This window comes from Actinomadura geliboluensis (assembly GCF_043197915.1).
GTDB lineage: Bacteria > Actinomycetota > Actinomycetes > Streptosporangiales > Streptosporangiaceae > Spirillospora > Spirillospora geliboluensis.
This window is the reverse complement of sequence record NZ_JBICUA010000021.1, coordinates 117011-135432: the sequence shown is the minus strand read 5'-3', so window position 1 is coordinate 135432 and position 18422 is coordinate 117011. Positions and strand designations below refer to the sequence as shown.

General features: G+C 72.7%; 15 protein-coding genes. 7 read left to right on the top strand and 8 right to left on the bottom strand.

Annotated elements, in window-relative coordinates:
• Positions 1–705 precede the first annotated feature (705 nt).
• Positions 706–1473 carry a hypothetical protein gene (locus tag ACGFI1_RS43045; RefSeq protein WP_392793427.1) on the top strand — a complete coding sequence of 256 codons (768 nt, stop codon included), beginning with the start codon at positions 706–708 and terminating at the stop codon, positions 1471–1473.
• Here the strand turns inward: ACGFI1_RS43045 and ACGFI1_RS43040 are convergent.
• Together ACGFI1_RS43040 and trxA are read right to left on the bottom strand one after the other, a co-directional pair.
• Positions 1411–2262 carry a putative RNA methyltransferase gene (locus ACGFI1_RS43040; RefSeq protein ID WP_392793425.1) on the bottom strand — a complete coding sequence of 284 codons (852 nt, stop codon included), beginning with the start codon at positions 2260–2262 and terminating at the stop codon, positions 1411–1413. The two genes, ACGFI1_RS43045 and ACGFI1_RS43040, sit on opposite strands and share 63 nt — an antisense overlap.
• 107 nt (positions 2263–2369) lie before the next feature.
• Positions 2370–2723: a thioredoxin gene (trxA, locus tag ACGFI1_RS43035; protein ID WP_138639594.1), complete on the bottom strand. Its 354-nt coding sequence runs from the start codon at positions 2721–2723 to the stop codon at positions 2370–2372.
• 130 nt (positions 2724–2853) lie between these two features.
• Between trxA and ACGFI1_RS43030 the strand changes: the two genes are divergently transcribed.
• Both ACGFI1_RS43030 and ACGFI1_RS43025 read left to right on the top strand, forming a co-directional pair.
• Positions 2854–3882: a sigma-70 family RNA polymerase sigma factor gene (locus ACGFI1_RS43030; RefSeq protein ID WP_240808294.1), complete on the top strand. Its 1029-nt coding sequence runs from the start codon at positions 2854–2856 to the stop codon at positions 3880–3882.
• A 100-nt stretch (positions 3883–3982) separates the two neighbouring features.
• Positions 3983–5332, top strand: a complete 1350-nt coding sequence (locus ACGFI1_RS43025; RefSeq protein ID WP_392793424.1) for a class II 3-deoxy-7-phosphoheptulonate synthase — start codon at positions 3983–3985, stop codon at positions 5330–5332.
• 103 nt (positions 5333–5435) lie between these two features.
• Here the strand turns inward: ACGFI1_RS43025 and ACGFI1_RS43020 are convergent, their stop codons facing one another.
• The 3 genes from ACGFI1_RS43020 to ACGFI1_RS43010 are packed head-to-tail and all read right to left on the bottom strand — an operon-like array spanning position 5436 to position 8447.
• Positions 5436–5804: an ATP-binding protein gene (locus ACGFI1_RS43020; protein WP_240808293.1), complete on the bottom strand. Its 369-nt coding sequence runs from the start codon at positions 5802–5804 to the stop codon at positions 5436–5438.
• Between the two features lie 44 nt (positions 5805–5848).
• A complete protein-coding gene (locus tag ACGFI1_RS43015) occupies positions 5849–6187 on the bottom strand; it encodes an STAS domain-containing protein (protein WP_138639592.1) in 339 nt (112 codons plus the stop codon).
• Positions 6188–6218: 31 nt separating this feature from the next.
• Complete coding sequence (locus ACGFI1_RS43010) at positions 6219–8447, bottom strand: SpoIIE family protein phosphatase (RefSeq protein ID WP_392793423.1); 2229 nt, start codon at positions 8445–8447, stop codon at positions 6219–6221.
• A 366-nt stretch (positions 8448–8813) separates the two neighbouring features.
• Between ACGFI1_RS43010 and ACGFI1_RS43005 the strand changes: the two genes are divergently transcribed.
• Both ACGFI1_RS43005 and ACGFI1_RS43000 read left to right on the top strand, forming a co-directional pair.
• Positions 8814–13043, top strand: a complete 4230-nt coding sequence (locus ACGFI1_RS43005; protein ID WP_392793422.1) for a HAMP domain-containing protein — start codon at positions 8814–8816, stop codon at positions 13041–13043.
• A gap of 84 nt (positions 13044–13127) precedes the next feature.
• Positions 13128–13763 (top strand): response regulator, encoded by a 636-nt coding sequence (locus ACGFI1_RS43000; protein ID WP_392793421.1) that lies wholly within the window; start codon positions 13128–13130, stop codon positions 13761–13763.
• 217 nt (positions 13764–13980) lie between these two features.
• On the opposite strand, the gene gltX is transcribed toward ACGFI1_RS43000, so the two are convergent.
• On the bottom strand, positions 13981–15378 hold the full coding sequence (gene gltX, locus ACGFI1_RS42995; RefSeq protein WP_392744191.1) for a glutamate--tRNA ligase: 1398 nt from the start codon (positions 15376–15378) through the stop codon (positions 13981–13983).
• Between the two features lie 60 nt (positions 15379–15438).
• Positions 15439–16017, bottom strand: coding sequence for a TIGR03086 family metal-binding protein (locus ACGFI1_RS42990; RefSeq protein ID WP_386875525.1), 579 nt, complete (start codon positions 16015–16017; stop codon positions 15439–15441).
• A gap of 96 nt (positions 16018–16113) precedes the next feature.
• On the opposite strand from ACGFI1_RS42990, the gene ACGFI1_RS42985 reads away from it, so the two are divergent.
• Both ACGFI1_RS42985 and ACGFI1_RS42980 read left to right on the top strand, forming a co-directional pair.
• Entirely contained in the window at positions 16114–16953 is an 840-nt protein-coding gene (locus ACGFI1_RS42985) for a DUF6597 domain-containing transcriptional factor (protein WP_386875527.1), read from the top strand.
• Complete coding sequence (locus ACGFI1_RS42980; protein WP_301176355.1) at positions 16950–17603, top strand: NUDIX hydrolase; 654 nt, start codon at positions 16950–16952, stop codon at positions 17601–17603. Before ACGFI1_RS42985 ends, ACGFI1_RS42980 begins: the two co-directional genes overlap by 4 nt.
• Before the next feature lie 31 nt (positions 17604–17634).
• On the opposite strand, the gene ACGFI1_RS42975 is transcribed toward ACGFI1_RS42980, so the two are convergent.
• Positions 17635–18396 (bottom strand): SDR family NAD(P)-dependent oxidoreductase, encoded by a 762-nt coding sequence (locus ACGFI1_RS42975; protein ID WP_392793419.1) that lies wholly within the window; start codon positions 18394–18396, stop codon positions 17635–17637.
• Positions 18397–18422: the final 26 nt, after the last annotated feature.

Sequence of the window (18422 nt, the reverse complement as noted above, 5' to 3'; positions counted from 1 at the left end):
ACTGGCTTTTAACACGCTGTTGAGTTCTCAAGAAACGGACACCCACCGCGCCGAACCCCGCTCTCGCGGACCCCGGCTCCGGGGCAACCCTTCTAACTTACCTGTTCCGCTCCCGTTGTCAAGTCGATCCGCGAAGATCTTTTTGACGGTCGGAGGCGTCCCAGTCCCCCTGCGGCGACGAGTCACCCCCAGGCCGTGAGCCTGGCGATGGTCGATCCGTAGGAGTCGCCCCTGCGGGCCGGCCACCTCGCGGCGTCCTGCATCCCGTGTTGGGCTTTTCGGTATCCTACACCAGCCCGAGCGCCGCTCGAACCAATTTTGGAGTCCCATCCCCTCGGGCCGGCCGCCTCGTCGGCGTCCCGCATCCCATTTGGGGCTTCCACCTCAGGACAACCCAACTTGGGGCCGGGTTATTCCTGGTGGCTTCCCCCGAGACCGGCCGCCCTGCGGCGTCCCGCGTCTCTCGGGGCACGGGAGACATTATGGTCCTCCGCGAGCACCGTCAAATCGGAGTGCTCGCGTCCCGCGCACCTCTTGTCACCCGGACACACCATCGGCCCCATTGACCTCGCCTTTCACGCACTACGTGCGCCGGGTCACAGTGATGTAGCGTGCGCGGACAGCCCGCTTTACGGCGCCCTGCGGTCCGGGGGCGGGCAGCGGCTCCCGGCACGAACAGTCCGCCGAGGTCAGGAGGATCACCTCGTGAATGTGCCCGTCGCCATCCGCGCTTCCGCCGAACGCCTCGTGGTCGCCGCGACGATGGGGCCGACCATCCATGACGTGCACGCCTGGCGGTTCAAGGTCGTTCCCGGTGCGATCGAGCTGCACGCCGACCAGGACCGGTTCCGGCCCATGCACGACCCCGCGGGGCGCGGCCTCCACCTCAGCAGCGGCGCCGCGCTCGTCAATCTTCGCCTTGCCGCGGCTCAACTCGGGTACGCGGCCGTGGTGCGGCTACTGCCCGACCCCGGGCGGCCATCAGTCCTCGCCTCGGTGCGGCTGGCGGGACACCATCGCGTGAGTCGCGCTGAACGACTCCTCTACGCGGCGACGTTGAAGCCCTTCCCCGGGAACCGTCCCGCATCGGGGCTTCGCCCGCCCCTGCCCCTCGTGCACGAGTTGGGCGAAGCAGCCCGTCTGGAAGGGGCCGGCCTTCACCCGCTTCCCGACGTTCCGGGGGCTAGGGGCCGGCGCGCCATCCTCACAACCCGTGGTGACTCCCCGGCCGCATGGCTGCGCGCCGGCCAGGCGCTTCAGCGCCTCCTGCTGAGCGGTGCGGCCCGATCCGTCTTCGTCTCGTTCATGTACGAGGCGGTAGACATGCCGGAGGCCGAAGTCCATGACGTGACAGAGCCCGGCGAAGTGGCCCAGGTGCTGCTCGAACTCGTCCAGAGCGCGGACGGCCGCCTACACGAGCCGCCTGTACGTGGACAGGACGAAGGACAGCGGGGCGGTGAGCGGGTCCGGTAGCGGCCGCAGCCGCTCGCGGAGCAGATCCGCCGGGACGTGGTGCGCGCTCGGGCCCATCCCGACGAGCGTGGTGATCTCGTCGTGGGTCAGCGCGGCCTCCGTCTCGATCTCCTGGCGCGAATCGAACTTGAAGTAGCCCGCGAGCGCGGCGTCCATCCGCTCGGCCTTGCGCTTGTCGATCGTGAGGAGCCCCAGCGGCTCCACCAGGGTGCCGAGGTGCCGGGGCGACGGGGTCACGGTGAACAGGAGCCCGTCGTCGCGGAGCACGCGGTGGAACTCGGCCGCGTTGCGCGGCGCGAAGACGTTGACCACGATGTCCGCCGCGCCGTCGCGCAGCGGGAGGGGGCGCCACAGGTCCGCGACGACGGCGCCCGCCCGGGGGTGGGCTTTGGCGGCGCGCTTGGCCGCGTGCTTGGAGATGTCCAGTGCGAGGCCGACCGCGCCGGGCGCCCGGTCGAGGATGCGGCCCAGGTAGTACCCGGTGCCGGCACCCGCGTCGACGACGAAGGACGGTGCGGCGCGGGACACCGCGAGGGCGAGGCGATCGGCGGGCTCGGCGAAATGGCCCGCCTTCAGGAACGCGTCCCGCGCGCGGACCATCTCGGGGGTGTCGGCCGTGCCCGGACGGGCGTTCCCCGGCAGAAGGTTCGCGTACCCCTGCCGCGCGATATTGAAGGTATGCCCGCCGGGGCAGGAGAGTCCGCGGTCGGCCAGTTCGAGGTCGGCTCCGCACACGGGGCACACCAGGCATGGGACGACATCGGCGAGCATCCGTCCATCATCGTCCATGCCGGCCCGGCATCGGGCCCTGCCGCCCCGTTCTTTGCCCTCGTGCCGCGCACTCGCCGCCGGGGCGACTCCGGGGCGTCGGCTCGGCGCAACCCGCGGCGGTCGGCTCAGGACTCCGCGCGCCGGCGGACGTCCTCCATGTCGAGGCCGCGGACCTGCTCGATCACGTTCTCCAGCACCGGCTCGGGAACGGCGCCCGGCTCGGCGAACACGATGAGACCGTCCCGGATCGCCATCAGCGTGGGAATGGACCTGATGCCGAACCGCTGCGACAGCTCGGCCTCCGCGTCGGTGTCGACCTTCCCGAACACGATGTCCTCGTGCTTGGCCGCCGACTTTTCGAAGACCGGGGCGAAGCGCTTGCACGGACCGCACCACTCGGCCCAGAAGTCGACGAGCACGATGCCCTCGGCCTGAGCCACCTCGTCGAAGTTGTCAGCGGTGAGTGTGACGGTCGCCATGTCGGTTTCTCCTCAGTCGGGGTATCAGGTCGTAGAGCGGCACACAGCCTCGCAGTATTCCCCACCCGGGAATCACAGAGCGGTAATTAGCGTTCTCCCCTTAGGGAGATCGCACCGGAGAAGGGTCAGGATGGCTGCAACCCGTACCAAGGGCGACAGGGTCGACGTCCCCGACAAGGATCTCGTCGGGGCGTACCTCGACCGGATCGGCCGCACCCCCCTGCTCGACGCGCAGGAGGAGGTCGATCTGGCCAAGGCGATCGAAGGGGGCCTGTACGCCGAGCAGCTCCTCGAGGACGGGAGGGTGCCCGCGGGCGCCACCCGCGAGGAGCTGGAGGAGCTGGCCGCGGCGGGGCTGCGCGCGAAGCAGCGCTTCGTCGAGGCCAACTTGCGGCTCGTGGTCTCGATCGCCCGGAAATACCCGACCGACTCGTTGCCCCTCATCGACCTCATTCAAGAGGGGAACCTGGGGCTGATGCGCGCGGTGGAGAAGTTCGACTACCGCCGGGGCTTCAAGTTCTCCACCTATGCGACATGGTGGATCAGGCAGGCGATCGGCCGCGGGCTCAGCCACACGGCCCGCACCATCCGGCTGCCGGTCCACGTTGAGGAGGAGCTGTCCCGGCTGCGGCGCGCGGAGCGCCAGCTGGGCCGTGAACTCGGCAGGGAGCCGACCCGCGAGGAGCTCGCCGGGACCATCGGCGCCGACGCCGACCATGTGGACGAGCTGCTGCGCTGGCGGCGCGACCCGGCGAGCCTGGACGCGACCGTCGACGACGCCGGCGAGACGCCGATGGGCGACCTCCTGGAGGACCCGGAGGCCGTCACGCCGGAGGCGGAGATCCTGGCGCTGGACGACATCGAGGGCCTGGCGCGGCTGCTCGACCGGCTGCCGGAGCGCGAGTCCGCGATCCTGCGCGCCAGGTTCGGGATGGACAGCGGCCAGCCGCTGTCCTACGCCCAGATCGGCGCCCGGTACGGCCTGAGCCACAACCGGGTGCGGCAGATCACCGACCGTTCGCTGCGGCGGCTGCGCCAGCTGGCGAACGAGACGGATCTGAGCGGCCGCAGGGCGCTGACCGGCGCGCCGGCGGCGGGCGGGGCGGGCGCGCCCGAAGCCCGCCGGGAGCACGCGGCGGCCGGGAGCCGGGCCGCCTGACGGGACCGGCACCCCCATACCGTCGCGAACCGGGCGGCCCCGAGCGGGTCCGCCCGGTTCGCCGTTCCGGGCGGGGCGGGCGGTGCCATAGCCTTCTGGGGTGAGTACCTCCGCCGTCACCGGGGACCTCGACGCCTGGCGCGCGCTCCCCGCCCTCCAGCAGCCCGAATGGGACGATCCCGACGAGGTCCGCGCGGTCGCCGCCGAGCTCGCGACCCAGCCGCCCCTCGTCTTCGCCGGCGAGTGCGACCAGCTGAAGGCGCAGCTCGCGGACGTGGCGCGCGGCGAGGCGTTCGTCCTGCAGGGCGGCGACTGCGCCGAGACGTTCGAGGGCTCGAACGCCGACGCGGTGAAGAACAAGCTGAAGACGCTGCTGCAGATGGCGGTCGTGCTCACCTACGCGGCCAGCGTGCCGGTCGTGAAGATCGGCCGGCTGGCGGGCCAGTTCGCCAAGCCCCGGTCCAAGCCCGTGGAGGTGCGCGGCGGCGTGGAGCTGCCCGCCTACCGGGGCGACGCCGTCAACGGGTTCGCGTTCGACGCCGCGTCCCGCCGCAACGACCCGCAGCGGCTGCTGAAGGCCTACCACTGCGCGGCGGTGACGCTGAACCTGTGCCGGGCGTTCACCAAGGGCGGCTACGCCGACCTGCGCCAGGTGCACGCCTGGAACCGCGACTTCGTCCAGCAGAGCCCGGCGGGGCGCCGCTACGAGCAGCTCGCCGGCGAGATCGACCGGGCCCTGACGTTCATGAAGGCGTGCGGGGCGAGCCCCGGCGAGTTCCAGGAGGTGGAGCTCTACTCCAGCCACGAGGCGCTGCTGCTGGAGTACGAGCGGGCGCTGACCCGCATCGACCACCTCAGCGGGCTCCCCTACGACGTCTCCGCGCACTTCCTGTGGATCGGGGAGCGCACCCGGCAGCTGGACGGCGCCCACGTCGAGTTCCTGCGCCGGATCCGCAACCCGATCGGGGTGAAGCTCGGCCCGACGACGTCCGCGGACGACGCGCTGGCGCTGATCGACCGGCTCAACCCCGACGCCGAGCCCGGCCGGCTCACCTTCATCACCCGGATGGGCGCCGGCAAGATCCGCGACGTGCTGCCGCCGCTGATCGAGAAGGTGCACCAGAGCGGCGCGCCCGTCGCGTGGATCTGCGACCCGATGCACGGCAACACGTTCGAGGCGCCCAGCGGGCACAAGACCCGGCGGCTGGACGACGTGCTCGACGAGGTCGCCGGCTTCTTCGAGGTGCACCGGGCGCTCGGCACCCACCCGGGCGGCATCCACATCGAGTTCACCGGCGACGACGTCACCGAATGCGTCGGCGGCGGCCACGGCCTCGCCGAGGCCGATCTGCACCAGCGGTACGAGACGGCGTGCGACCCGCGGCTCAACCGGGGCCAGTCGCTCGACCTCGCCTTCATGGTGGCGGAGCTGTACCGCAAGTCGGCCTAGCGGCCCCTGGGCCCCGCCCGGCGGGGCCCAGGCCGCCGGGCGGCATGGGCGCGCTCCCACAGGAGGGGCCGCGCGGCGGCACGTTCCAGGGCGGAGATCCGCGTCAGATGTCGACCTCGGCCCACACGACCTTGCCGCCGGTCACCGGGTCGGCGCCCCAGGAGTTCGCGAACCGGTCGACGATGAAAAGGCCGCGGTGCGACTCGTCCAGCGGGCCGGGCACGGTCAGCCGGGGCAGCTGGGCGGCGCGGTCGCGGACCTCGACGCGGACGCGGCCGGTGCCGCGCAGCAGCCGCAGCTCCAGGGCCGTCCCCGCGTGCCGGACGGCGTTGGCGACGAGTTCCGCCACGATCGCGGTGACGAGCTCCTCGCGGTCCATCAGCGCCCAGGTGCGCATGGTGCGGGCGGCGAGGCGCCGTGCGTACTCGACCGCCTCGGTCTGCGGCGCCGCGCGCAGTGTGGTCTCGGTCATCGGGTCGGTCACTCCGCCCGCTCGCCGTTCTTCATCGTGTTCACTCACCGCTCATCGGCCGCCGCCTCCTCCGCCGGGCCCTCGATCAGGAACCGGTCGAGCCCCGTGGTGCGCAGGACGTTCTCGACGCGGCCGTAGGCGCCGGTGACGGTCAGCGTCGCGTTCTGGGCGCGCGCGTGCTTGTACGCCCGGACGAGGACGTTCAGACCGGAGGAGTCGCAGAAGTCCACCGCCGCGAGGTCGACGACCACCGCCCGCTCGCCCGCGTCCACGAGCTCGGTCAGCCGAGTGCGCAGCTCTTCGGAAGAGTGCAGGTCGATGGAGCCGCGCGCGGCGATCGTCGCGCGGCCGTCCTGTCGTGTCGTGTGCAAGGCAAGCCCCACGCCACCCCACCTTACCGATTGTTGGTCTCCATCATGACGCCCGTAGAACGATGAGGGCAATGTCGTCGTTCGAGGGCTCCGGGCCGAAATCGCGCACGGCGCGTTGAATGCGGGCGGCGACGGCGCCCGCGCTGAGCCCGGTGCAGCCGGCCAGCAGCCGTTCGAGGCCGTCGCCGTCGCCGAGCAGCCGGCTCCCGGAACGGCGTTCGGTGACGCCGTCGGTCACGCAGAGCAGGACCTCGCCCCGGCGCAGGTCGACCGTGTCCGTGTGGAAGTCCACACCGTCGAAGACGCCGAGCAGGGCCTGGGCCGTGGCCGCCTCGCGCACGCCGCCGTCCGGGTCGAGGACGAGCGGGAGCGGGTGGCCCGCGCTCGTCAGCCGGATCCGCACGCCGTCGGGGCGGCGGGTCGCGATCTCGCCGTGCAGCAGGGTCAGCAGCCGGCCCCGCTCGCCCTCGCCGAGGATGAGCCGGTTGAGCCGGGCCAGCACGGCGGGGACGGACATGTCCTCGGCGGCGAGGATGCGCAGCGCGTGCCGGGCGAGGCCGGTGACGGCGGCCGCCTCGGGGCCGGTGCCGCACACGTCGCCGATCGCGAACCGCCAGCGGGACGCCGACGCGGGCCCGCCGGGGCCGGGGCCGCTCTCGAACACGTCGTAGAAGTCGCCGCCGACCTCGCTGCCCTCCCCCGCCGGCTCGTACACGACGGCGACCTCCAGGCCCGGGATCTCGGGGATGCCGGGCGGCAGGAGGCTGCGCTGCAGCGCGCTGCTCATGGCGGTCTGCGCGGAGAACAGCCGCGCGTTGTCGACGGCGAGGGCGGCGCGGCGGCTGAGCTCCTCGGCGAGCTCGATCGCGCTGCGCGGGAAGCGGTCGCCGGGCGGGCGGCCGATGACGATGGTGCCGATGCGCCGGCCGCGGGCGATCAGCGGGAACGCGTAGACGTGGTCGGCGGCGGTGTCGCCGGCGGCGGCGCGGACCTCCTCGGGGGCGGTGGCCAGGCCGTTCCAGGGGCCGGGGCCGTCCATCGGCGGCGCGGCGCCCGCGTGCTCCAGCAGCTCGCGGAGCCCGTCGGCGCGGTTCTCGTCGGCGTGCCAGACGTAGGCGAGCCGGTCGGGCTCGCCGTCGGCGACGGTGTAGACGGCGCACCAGGTGGCCAGCCGGGGGACGACGAGCTGGGCGACCAGGGCCATCGTGCGCTCCTGGTCGAGGGTGCCGGCGAGCAGGTCGCTGGCCTCGGCGACGAAGCTGAGCCAGCCCCGCCAGGACCGTTCCAACTCCCCCACCCGGGCCTTCTCCAGGGAGAGTGACATCTCGTCGGCGAGCCGGCCGAGCCGGACGCCGTCGGCTTCGTCGAAGCGGCCGGGGGCGGACGAGACGGCCACCACGACGCCCGTGAGGCGGCCCTGGGACTCCAGCGGCGCGGCGGCCACCGAGCGGGCCTGCAGGGCCGTGGCGGTCGGATCGGCTTCGGCGGCGACCCACGGGGACCCGGCGCGGGCGGCGGGGCCGAGCCCGGCCACCGACAGCTCGCCGAGGGGCAGTTCCGCGGCGGTGCCGGCGGACGAGCCCATGATCATGCGGCCGTCGCGCTCGGTGAGCAGGACGGCGGCGCCCTCGGCGCCGAGGATCTCGCGGGCGGTGGCGACGCCGTCCTCCATGGCCTCCACGGCGGCCGGGGAGCGCAGCAGGCGGTCGCCGGCGACGGGCATGTCGCCGACGTCGCCGCTGAGGGCGCCCTCGCGGCCCTGCGCGCCGGCGGCCTCGCGGGCCTGCTCGCGGTCGCGCGGGCCGCGCTCGCGGGTCTGCGGGCCGCGGCCGGCGGGGCCGTCGCCCGCGGTCTCGGCGGGGGCGGCGGTCTCGGCCTCGGCGGGGGCGGCCGGCGCGCCGGGACGGGCCAGCCGGAACCAGACGCCCTTGGTGCGGTGGTCGTAGGAGACGCCCCAGGACGCGGCGAGCCGGGCGATCGACGGCAGCCCGCGGCCGCTGGAGGCGGTCACGCCCGGCATCTCGATGCCCCGGGTGGGGTGCCGGTCGCGGACCTCGATCTTGATGTCGCCGTCCTCCAGCCGGCAGGAGACCTCGAAGGACGTTCCGGCGTAGGCGATCGCGTTGGTGGCGAGCTCACTGGTGGCCAGCACCGCGTCGTCCGCGGCCTCGTCCATGCCCCAGTCGGCCAGCACCTTCCGGACGAAGCGGCGCGCGTCCGCCACCGCCGCGGCGGCGGACGGGAAGGTGGCCGACGCCGTCTGCCGATCCAAACGTCATCCCTTGCTCGAAGCGTCTCTGCCCCCGTCCGACCATCGTGGCAGACGGGTCGGCCGCGCGGCCACGAGAGCCGAGAAGGGGTTTTCGTGACGCGTCCGGCCTCGATGAACGCTACCCCCCGCCACGACACGACAGACCGTAACACGAAGACTACAAGCGCGGATGCACGGTCATCGACGTCCGTTCACGGCAGACCCGCGAACGGGTCCGGGCACCGCCCGGCGACGTAGAGTACAGGTGCGGCCGGAACAGAGGGCCCAGGGAGGCCGGCCGGAGGCCCGGCGGGAGGGTCCCTTCCGTCCGGGCTTTCGACGAGGTGTCCGGATGTTCGACGATCGCGGGCCAGGAGGATGAAGAGAATGCCGCGTACCGCGTCACGTGCCCGCCCCGGCGGGTACCGCGACACGACCCCGCGCTACAGCGACGCCGACCTCGAGCCGCTGCTGAAGGCGCTGGTAGCCGTGCGGGACGGCAGGGCGAGGGCGGAGCTGGACGTGCCGGGCGAGGGCGCCGTGGCGGAGGCCGCGGCGATCCTGGAGGAGATCCGGCAGAACGAGCAGGAGCTGGCCTCCGGGCTCAGCCGCGTCCGGCGGGAGATCGGCCGGGAGGGCAAGCTGCGCGGGCGGCTGGCCTCGGGCGGCCTGCGCGGCACGTGGGCGACCTCCGTCGAGGACGCCAACGCGATCATCGACAAGCTCACCGACCTCGCGACCGGGATGAGCCGGGTGGTGGAGGCGGTCGCGGCCGGGGACCTGAGCCAGCGGGTCGAGCTGCGGGTGCGCGGCCGGCCCATGCGCGGCGAGCTGCTGCGCATGGCCAAGTCGGTCAACGGGATGGTGGAGCTGCTCGACCAGTTCACCTGGGAGGTCACCCAGTTCGCCCGCGAGGTCGGCACGGAGGGCCGGCTCGGCGGGCAGGCGCCGGCGCGCGGCATGACGGGCCGCTGGCGGGACGTGACGGCGTCGGTGAACGTGATGGCGGCGCGGCTGACGTCGCAGGTCCGCGACATCGCGGAGGTCACCACGGCGGTCGTGAAGGGCGACCTGACCCGCAAGGTGACGGTGGAGGCGAGCGGTGAGCTGCAGGAGCTGAAGCTCACCGTGAACACGATGGTCGACCAGCTGTCGGCGTTCGCCGACGAGGTCACCCGCGTCGCCCGCGAGGTCGGCACCGAGGGCCAGCTCGGCGGGCAGGCGAACGTGCGCGGCGTGAGCGGCGTCTGGAAGGACCTGACCGACAACGTCAACGCGATGGCGAACAACCTGACCAACCAGGTCCGCAACATCGCGCAGGTCACCACCGCCGTCGCCGACGGCGACCTCGGCAAGAAGATCACGGTCGACGCGCAGGGCGAGATCGCGCAGCTCAAGAACACGCTGAACACGATGGTCGACACGCTGTCGGCGTTCGCGGACGAGGTCACCCGCGTCGCCCGCGAGGTCGGCACGGAGGGCCGCCTGGGCGGCCAGGCGCGGGTCCCGGGCGTGAGCGGCGTCTGGAAGGACCTGACCAACAACGTCAACGGCATGGCGTCCAACCTGACCTACCAGGTCCGCAACATCGCGCAGGTCACCACCGCCGTCGCCGAGGGCGACCTCGGCAAGAAGATCACGGTGGACGCGCAGGGCGAGATCCTGGAGCTGAAGGACACCGTGAACGGGATGGTCGACACGCTGTCGGCCTTCGCCTCCGAGGTGACGCGCGTCGCGCGCGAGGTCGGCACGGAGGGGCGCCTCGGCGGCCAGGCGGTCGTGCCCGGCGCCGGCGGCGTCTGGCTGGATCTCACCGACAACGTCAACGCGATGGCGAACAACCTGACCAACCAGGTGCGCGGGATCGCGCAGGTGACGACCGCGGTGGCGCAGGGCGACCTGACGCGCAAGATCGAGGTGACCGCGCAGGGCGAGATCCTGCAGCTCAAGGACACCTTGAACACGATGGTCGACACGCTGTCGTCGTTCGCGTCCGAGGTCAGCCGCGTCGCCCGCGAGGTCGGCACGGAGGGCCGCCTCGGCGGCCAGGCGATCGTGCCCGGCGCCGGCGGCATGTGGAAGGACCTGACCGACAACGTCAACGGCATGGCGTCCAACCTGACCTACCAGGTCCGCAACATCGCGCAGGTCGCGACCGCCGTCGCGCACGGCGACCTGACCCGGCGCATCGACGTCAACGCGCAGGGCGAGATCCTGGAGCTGAAGACGACGCTGAACACGATGGTCGACACGCTGTCGTCGTTCGCGTCCGAGGTCACGCGCGTCGCCCGCGAGGTCGGCAGCGAGGGCCGGCTCGGCGGGCAGGCCGAGGTCGAGGGCGTGTCCGGCACCTGGAAGCGGCTGACCGAGAGCGTCAACGAGCTGGCCGGGAACCTGACCACGCAAGTGCGGGCGATCGGCGAGGTCGCGAGCGCGGTCGCCACCGGCGACCTGACCCGGACGATCACCGTGGAGGCGCGCGGCGAGGTCGCCGAGCTGTCCGACAACGTCAACCTGATGGTCGCGACGCTGCGCGAGACGACCCGCGCCAACGAGGAGCAGGACTGGCTCAAGACCAACCTGGCGCGGATCGGCGGCCTCATGCAGGGCCACCGCGACCTGCTCCAGGTCGCCGAGCTGATCATGCGGGAGCTGACCCCGACGGCGAGCGCCCAGTACGGCGCGTTCTACCTGGCCGAGACCGCGGGCGAGGAGGCCGAGCTGGTGCTGATCGCCGGCTACGGGACGCGCCGGGGCCGGGACGGGGCGGTGCGGTTCGCGCTGGGCGAGGGCCTGGTCGGGCAGGCGGCGCAGGAGCGCCGGCCGCTGCTGATCGCGGACGCCCCCGCCGACTACGTCAAGATCGGCTCGGGGCTCGGCGAGGCGTCCCCGGTCAACATCATCGTGCTGCCGATCGTGTTCGAGGACGAGGTGCTCGGCGCGATCGAGCTGGCCTCGTTCGGCCGGTTCACCGACGTCCACCTGGCGTTCTTCAGCCAGCTGATCGAGACGATCGGGGTGACGCTGAACGCGATCCGCGCCAACGCGCGGACCGAGGCGCTGCTCGGCGAGTCGCAGCGGCTCGCGCAGGAGCTGCAGGAGCGGTCGGACGAGCTGCAGCGCCAGCAGGGCGAGCTGCGGCACTCCAACACCGAGCTGGAGGAGAAGGCGGCGCTGCTGGCCCAGCAGAACCGCGCGATCGAGATCCAGAACTTCCAGATCGAGCAGGCCCGGCGGACGCTGGAGGAGCGCGCCGAGCAGCTGGCGATCTCCTCGCGGTACAAGTCGGAGTTCCTGGCGAACATGTCGCACGAGCTGCGCACGCCGCTGAACAGCCTGCTCGTGCTGGCCAAGCTGCTGTCGGAGAACCAGGACGGCAACCTCACCGGCAAGCAGGTGGAGTTCGCCCGGACGATCCACGAGTCCGGCACCGACCTGCTGGAGCTGATCAACGACATCCTGGACCTGGCGAAGGTCGAGGCCGGGAAGATGGAGGCGCACCCGCAGCGGCTGGCGGTGTCGTCGCTGGTCGACTACGTGGACGCGACGTTCCGGCCGCTGTCGGTCGACAAGGGCCTGCAGTTCGGCGTGGAGGTCGCGCCGGACGTCCCGGCCACCCTGAACACCGACGAGCAGCGGCTGCAGCAGGTGCTGCGGAACCTGCTGTCGAACGCGGTGAAGTTCACCGCGGAGGGCGAGGTCCGGCTGCTGATCGAGCGGGCCGGCGACATCGACTTCACGCTGCCGGCGCTGTGGAACACCCCGGACGTGATCGCCTTCCGGGTGATCGACACCGGGATCGGGGTCAGCGCGGACAAGCTGCAGGAGATCTTCGAGCCGTTCCAGCAGGCCGACGGGACCACGAGCCGCCGCTACGGCGGCACCGGCCTCGGCCTGTCGATCAGCCGGAACATCGCGCGGCTGCTCGGCGGGGAGATCCACGCGGAGAGCCAGCCGGGCCGCGGCAGCGTGTTCACGCTGTACCTGCCCGCACAGTACAGCGAGCGCGAGGACCGGCGCCGCCCGGAGCCCCAGGCGGACGCGGTCGGCGGCCGGGAGGTCGACTTCGGCGCGGGCGCCGAGAAGGGCAACGGCGCCGTGGTGCGCCCGCTTCCCGCCGGTAAGGCCGAGGCGGGGCCGGCGGCCGAGCCGGTGCCCCCGGCGACCGAGCCCGAGGCCGCGCTGAACGGCATGGTCGAGGAGCCCCCCGCGGACTTCCTCGACACCGTCCTGTCGGGCCGCAAGGTGCTGATCGTCGACGACGACGTCCGGAACGTGTTCGCGCTCACCAGCGTGCTGGAGGGCTACGGGATGGAGGTCCTGTACGCCGAGGACGGGCAGGCCGGGATCGACCTGCTGCACCGCAACCCGGACGTGGCGGTCGTCCTGATGGACGTGATGATGCCGGGCCTGGACGGGTACGCGACGACGGCGGCGATCAGGGAGATGCCGCAGTTCGCCGACTTGCCGATCATCGTCATCACGGCCAAGGTGATGAAGGGCGACCGGGAGAAGAGCCTCGCCTCGGGCGCGTCGGACTACGTGCCGAAGCCCGTGGACGTGGACCATCTCCTCGACGTCATGAGGAACTGGCTGCAACCCTCCGTCGTCCGCTGAGGAGAGGAGAGACCCGGGCAGTAGGGTCGCCCTGTGGGCCCGTCGCGGCCCGCGGCGGCGGGGACCGGAATCGGAGAGGCGCGCGTGGACGACAAGGCGAAGATCCTGCTCGTGGACGACCGCGAGGAGAACCTGATCGCGCTTGAGGCCATCCTCAGCTCGCTCGACCAGGACCTGGTCCGGGCCCGGTCCGGTGAGGACGCGCTGAAGGCGCTGCTCACCGACGAGTACGCGGTCATCCTGCTGGACGTCGTCATGCCGGGCATGGACGGCTTCGAGACGGCCCGCGACATCAAGCGCCGCAAGAAGACCCGCGACCTGCCGATCATCTTCCTCACGGCCGTGAACAGCGACCCCGACTACGCGTTCCGCGGGTACGCGGCGGGCGCGGTCGACTTCATCTCCAAGCCGTTCGACCCGTGGGTGCTGCGCGCCAAGGTGTCGGTGTTCGTGGAGCTGCACACCAAGAACAAGCAGCTCCGCGACCAGACGACGCTGCTGCGCGAGCAGGCGGCGCTGCTCCGCGAGCAGCAGCGCCGCCTGGACGAGCAGCCCGGCGCCGACCCGTCCGAGCAGGTCTGGGCCCGCCTGGCGGCGGTGGAGGAGCAGGCCGAGGTGGTCGGCAAGCACGTCCCGCCCGCCCGCCGCGACGACTACGACGAGCTGACCCGCCGCCTGGCCGACCTGCGCCAAGCCCTCAACGGCGCAGAGACCCCTTAACCGGGAAGGGAACCTTAACCGGGCTGAGGTCCCGTAACGACGGCCTCAGCCCGCCACCTCAGCCATGCGACGACCTGAACCATCGCGATCGCGTCCGAAGGCAGGTTCGAGCGAAGCAAGAACCTGATCGCGCAGCGAGCCGCCAGGCGAGCCGAAGCGATGCAGCGATCGCACGTGGTTAGTTCGGGGTGGGGCGCCCCAGGCGCCCCACCCCGAACTAACCACGATTCAACACAGCGCGGGCGGCGGCGATGCGGGCGAGGGTGCGGTCGCGGCCGAGGATCTCCAGGGACTCGAACAGCGGGAGGCCCACGGTGCGGCCGGTGACGGCGACGCGGACGGGCGCCTGGGTCTTGCCGAGCTTGAGGCCGTGCTCGGCGCCGACGCGCTCCAGCCGGTCCTTCAGCTCGGCGGCGTTCCAGGGGGCGTCCCGGTAGGCGTCCTCGGCGGCGGCGAGGATCGCGGCGGCGGGCTCCTTCATCGCCTTCTTCCAGGACTGCTCGTCGGTCGGCGGCTCGTCCAGGCAGACGAAGTCGATCATCTGGACGATCTCCGAGAGCAGCGTGATCCGGGTCTGGGCGAGCGGCGCGAGCTCGGCGAACACCGCGACGTCCACGTCGAAGGGCGCCCGCTCCAGGAAGGGCAGGCACTCGGCGATGAATTTCTCGACGGGCAGCGCGCGGATGTACTCGCCGTTGAACGAGCGGAGCTTCTTCTCGTCGAAGAACGCGGGCGAGGAGTTGACGTCCTCGATGCGGAACTCGTCGACGATCACGTCCCAGGGGACGATCTCGCGGTCGCCGGACGGGGCCCAGCCGAGCAGCATCAGGTAGTTGCGCATGGCCTCGGCGAGGTAGCCCTCGGCGCGGTAGTCCTCCAGCGCGACCTTGTCGCGGCGCTTGGACAGCTTCTGCCGCTTCTCGTTGACGATGACGGGGACGTGCGCCCAGACGGGCGGCTCGCCGCCGAGCGCCTCCCACAGCAGCTGCTGCTTGGGCGCGTTGGACAGGTGCTCTTCGCCGCGCACGACGTGGGTGATGCCCTGGCTCATGTCGTCGACCGCGTTGGCCAGCAGGAAGGTGACCGAGCCGTCGGCGCGGGCGATGACGAAGTCCTCCAGGACGGCGTTCTCGAAGACGGGCTTGCCGCGCAGCAGGTCGACGACGGTGGTCTGGCCCTCGTCGGGGGTGCGGAAGCGGAGGGCGCGTCCGGGGCCGGGCTCCAGGCCGCGGTCGCGGCAGAAGCCGTCGTAGCCCTTGTGCTGGTCGCCGGTGCGGGCGACGATCGCCTCGCGGCTGCAGTCGCAGTAGTAGGCGCGGCCGGCGTCCTTCAGCGTCTGGACGGCCTCGGCGTGCCTGTCGGTGTTGGCGGACTGGAAGTAGGGGCCCTCGTACTGCTCGCCGTCCATCCCGAGCCAGGCGAGGGCGCGGATGATGCCCTCGGTCCATTCGGGGCTGTTGCGGGAGGCGTCGGTGTCCTCGATGCGCAGTACGAGCGTCCCGCCGGACTGGGCGGCCATCACCCAGTTGAACAGCGCCGAGCGGGCGCCGCCGACATGGAACATGCCGGTCGGGGACGGGGCGAAGCGTACGCGGATCGAAGAGCTCGAAGACATGCCTCAAGGGTAGAGCGCGCGGGCCCCCGCTCGCGCCGGGACCCGCGCGCCGCCGCGGATTCAGGGCCTCCAGCGCGGGTCGCGGCCGGCCAGGCCGAGGACCCGGTCGAGCAGGGGCGCGTCCTCCGCCACGGGCACCTCGGGCCCGAACGCGCCGTACTTGCGGCTGACGTCGGCCATCGCGCGGGTCTGCTCCCAGGCCGCCTGGACGGTCTCGGCCGGGAAGGCGGGCTCGCGGCCGGTGGCGACCGCGAGGTCCCAGCCGTGCAGGACGCCTTCGACGAACACGATCCCGCCGATGAACCCGGCGGGCATGCCCTCCTTGGCGCCGGTGAGGCTGGTGTTGCCCTCCCATGCCGCGGGGTCCTGCCACGCCTCGGCGGTCTTGCGGGACTGCTCCTCGAACCGCTCGGCCCAGTGCGGCTCGGCGGTGAAGTCGTGGTCCTCCCCAGGCCCGGTCGGCGGCGCCTTGCGCGCAGCGGCCTCGGCCCGCCCGGTCCACAGGATCAGGTGGTTCACCAGGCCCCGCACGTCCCATTCGGGGCACGGGGTGGGCGCGTCCAGTTTCGCGGGCGGGATCTCCAGGACGATCCGCGCCGCGGCCTCGGCGGTGGGGAGCATCTGGCTCCGGATATCCATGGTCTTTCCCTCGCTCATCAGTTCGAACACACGTCCACGCTAGGACGGAACGCGGCGCGGGTCTTGAAGAAACGCGACACCGGTAGCCTGGATCCGATGGACCGATCCCTACCCGGCGGGACGCGCGGCATCCTGCGCCCCCGGACGGGCCTGGAGCGCTTCGACGTGGAGCGGATCGCGCCCTGCCCCGCCCTCGCGCCGTTCGTGGCGAACTTCTGGGTGCTGCGGTGGGATCTGCGGGGCCGTCCGCCGCACCGGCAGCAGGTGCTGACGCGCCCGTCCGTGCACGTCACGTTCACGAGTTACCTGACGTCCGGGGCGACGCGCGCGCGGATCGCGGGCGTGGTGCGGGACGAGTTCGCCGAGGAGATCCACGGCGAGGGCCGCGTGGTCGGGGCGGCGTTCCGGCCGGGCGGGTTCAGGCCGTTCATGGACGCGCCCGCCGCCTCGCTGACCGGCCGCTTCGCGGGGGTGGACGAGGTGTTCGGCGCGGCGGGGCTCGCGCTCGCCGGGGAGGTCTTCGCGGCGGCGAGCGCCGAGGAGGGCGTCGCCCGGCTGGAGGGGTTCCTCGCGGAGGCGGCGCCCGAGCCCGACCCGGCGGCCGAGCGGGCGGCCTCGGTGGTCGCGCGGATCGCGGAGCGCCCCGGCCTCGTCCGGGTGGACGAGCTGGCCGCCGCGGAGGGGCTCAGCGTGCGGGGGCTGCAGCGCCTGTTCCACGAGTACGTGGGCATCAACCCGAAATGGGTGATCCGGCGGTTCCGGATGCAGGAGGCCGCCGAGCGCGCCGCGTCCGGCGCGGGCGTCGACTGGGCGGCGCTGGCGGCCGAGCTGGGCTACGCCGACCAGGCGCACTTCACCCGCGACTTCACCGCCGCCGTCGGGACGCCGCCCGCGCGGTACGCCCGCGAGGCGGGTCCTGGCACTATCGAGGCATGACCGTCCCCCGCCCCTCCCCCGGCGACCCCGACCCCCTCGATGACCTGGACGCCTTCGGGGCGCTCGCGGCCCGGAGGCTCGGCTCGTTCGCGCACACGACCGTCCCGGACGCGCCCGGCCTGCGCCGCGCCGGGGTCGTGCTGTGCGCGGTGGAGCACGGCGGCGTCCCGTCGGTGATCCTGATCAAGCGCGCCTACCGGGGGCGGAACGCGGGCCAGTGGGGGCTGCCGGGCGGGCGGCTGGAGGACGGCGAGACAGAGGAGGAGGCGGCGCTGCGCGAGCTGCACGAGGAGATCGGGCTGGCCGCCGGGCCGGCGGACGTCCTCGGCCGGCTCGACGACTTCCCCGCCAGCTCCGGCTTCGCGATCACACCGATCGTGGTGGCGCTACGGGATCCGGGCCCGCTCGCGCCGAGCCCGGACGAGGTCCACTCCGTCCACTACACGAGCCTGCGGCGGCTGGCGGACGACGACACCCCGCACTGGGTCCCGCAGCCGGACGGCGGGAGCCTCCTGCAGATGCGGCTCGGCCCGAGGTGGCGCGTGCACGCCCCGACCGGGGCGATGCTGTGGCAGTTCCGGGAGGTCGTGCTGCTCGGCAGGCCCGCCCGGGTCGCCGGTTTCGCCCAGCCGGACTGGACGCGCAACTGACCCGGCGCGCTCGCGCCCTGCGGCCGCCGGCTCAGAAGGTGCCGCCGTCCACGACGATGCGCTGCCCGGTGACGTAGGACGCGCCGTCCGAGACGAGGAACCGCACGACGTCGGCGACCTCTTCGGGCGAGCACACGTGGCCGTACGGGGACATGGCGTCCTGCTGCCGGATGTCCTCGACGCCCGCGGTGGCGCGCACGAGCCGGCGTCCCATGTCGGTGTCGACCAGCCCGGGCGCGACCACGTTGACGTGCATGCCGTTGCCGCGCTCCTCCTTGGCGAGGACCTGCGCGAGCGCCTCCATCGCCGCCTTGCCCATCGCGTAGGGGCCGCCGAACGGCGGCATGATGTCGGTGATCACGCTGGAGACGAACACGACGTCGCCGCGCTCGGCGCGGCGCAGCAGCGGCAGCAGGGCCTGGCTGACGTGGTGCGGGCCGAACGCGTGGACGCGCATGACCCGTTCCAGCTCGGCCGGGTCGGTGTCGGCGACGCTGTTGCCGCGGCTGGCGATCCCGGCGCTGTGCACGAGGATGTCGAGGGAGCCGAGCTCCTCCTCGACCTGCCCGGCGAGGCCGCGGCAGTCGTCCACGCCGTCGACCGAGGCGCGGAAGGCGCGGCCGCCCACGCCGGCGGCCTCGATGTCGGCGACGGTCTTGCGGGCGGCCTCCTCGTCCCGCCGGTAGGCGATGCCCACCCGGGCCCCGTCGGCGGCCAGGGCGAGCGCGATGGCCCTGCCGATCCCGCGGCTGCCTCCGGTGACCAGGGCGGTACGGCCGGCGAGAGGACTCATGGGGGCACTCCTTTGTCAGGGGTCGC

What these genes read in the sequence shown, in the direction of transcription:
- trxA (WP_138639594.1), bottom strand. Translation starts at nt 2,723, where the DNA reads ATGGCGACCGTCACACTCACCGCTGACAACTTCGACGAGGTGGCTCAG.
- ACGFI1_RS43020 (WP_240808293.1), bottom strand. Translation starts at nt 5,804, where the DNA reads ATGACCGAGACCACACTGCGCGCGGCGCCGCAGACCGAGGCGGTCGAG.
- ACGFI1_RS42990 (WP_386875525.1), bottom strand. Translation starts at nt 16,017, where the DNA reads ATGGATATCCGGAGCCAGATGCTCCCCACCGCCGAGGCCGCGGCGCGG.
- ACGFI1_RS43030 (WP_240808294.1), top strand. Translation starts at nt 2,854, where the DNA reads ATGGCTGCAACCCGTACCAAGGGCGACAGGGTCGACGTCCCCGACAAG.
- ACGFI1_RS42985 (WP_386875527.1), top strand. Translation starts at nt 16,114, where the DNA reads ATGGACCGATCCCTACCCGGCGGGACGCGCGGCATCCTGCGCCCCCGG.
- ACGFI1_RS42975 (WP_392793419.1), bottom strand. Translation starts at nt 18,396, where the DNA reads ATGAGTCCTCTCGCCGGCCGTACCGCCCTGGTCACCGGAGGCAGCCGC.
- ACGFI1_RS43040 (WP_392793425.1), bottom strand. Translation starts at nt 2,262, where the DNA reads ATGGACGATGATGGACGGATGCTCGCCGATGTCGTCCCATGCCTGGTG.
- gltX (WP_392744191.1), bottom strand. Translation starts at nt 15,378, where the DNA reads ATGTCTTCGAGCTCTTCGATCCGCGTACGCTTCGCCCCGTCCCCGACC.
- ACGFI1_RS43005 (WP_392793422.1), top strand. Translation starts at nt 8,814, where the DNA reads ATGCCGCGTACCGCGTCACGTGCCCGCCCCGGCGGGTACCGCGACACG.
- ACGFI1_RS42980 (WP_301176355.1), top strand. Translation starts at nt 16,950, where the DNA reads ATGACCGTCCCCCGCCCCTCCCCCGGCGACCCCGACCCCCTCGATGAC.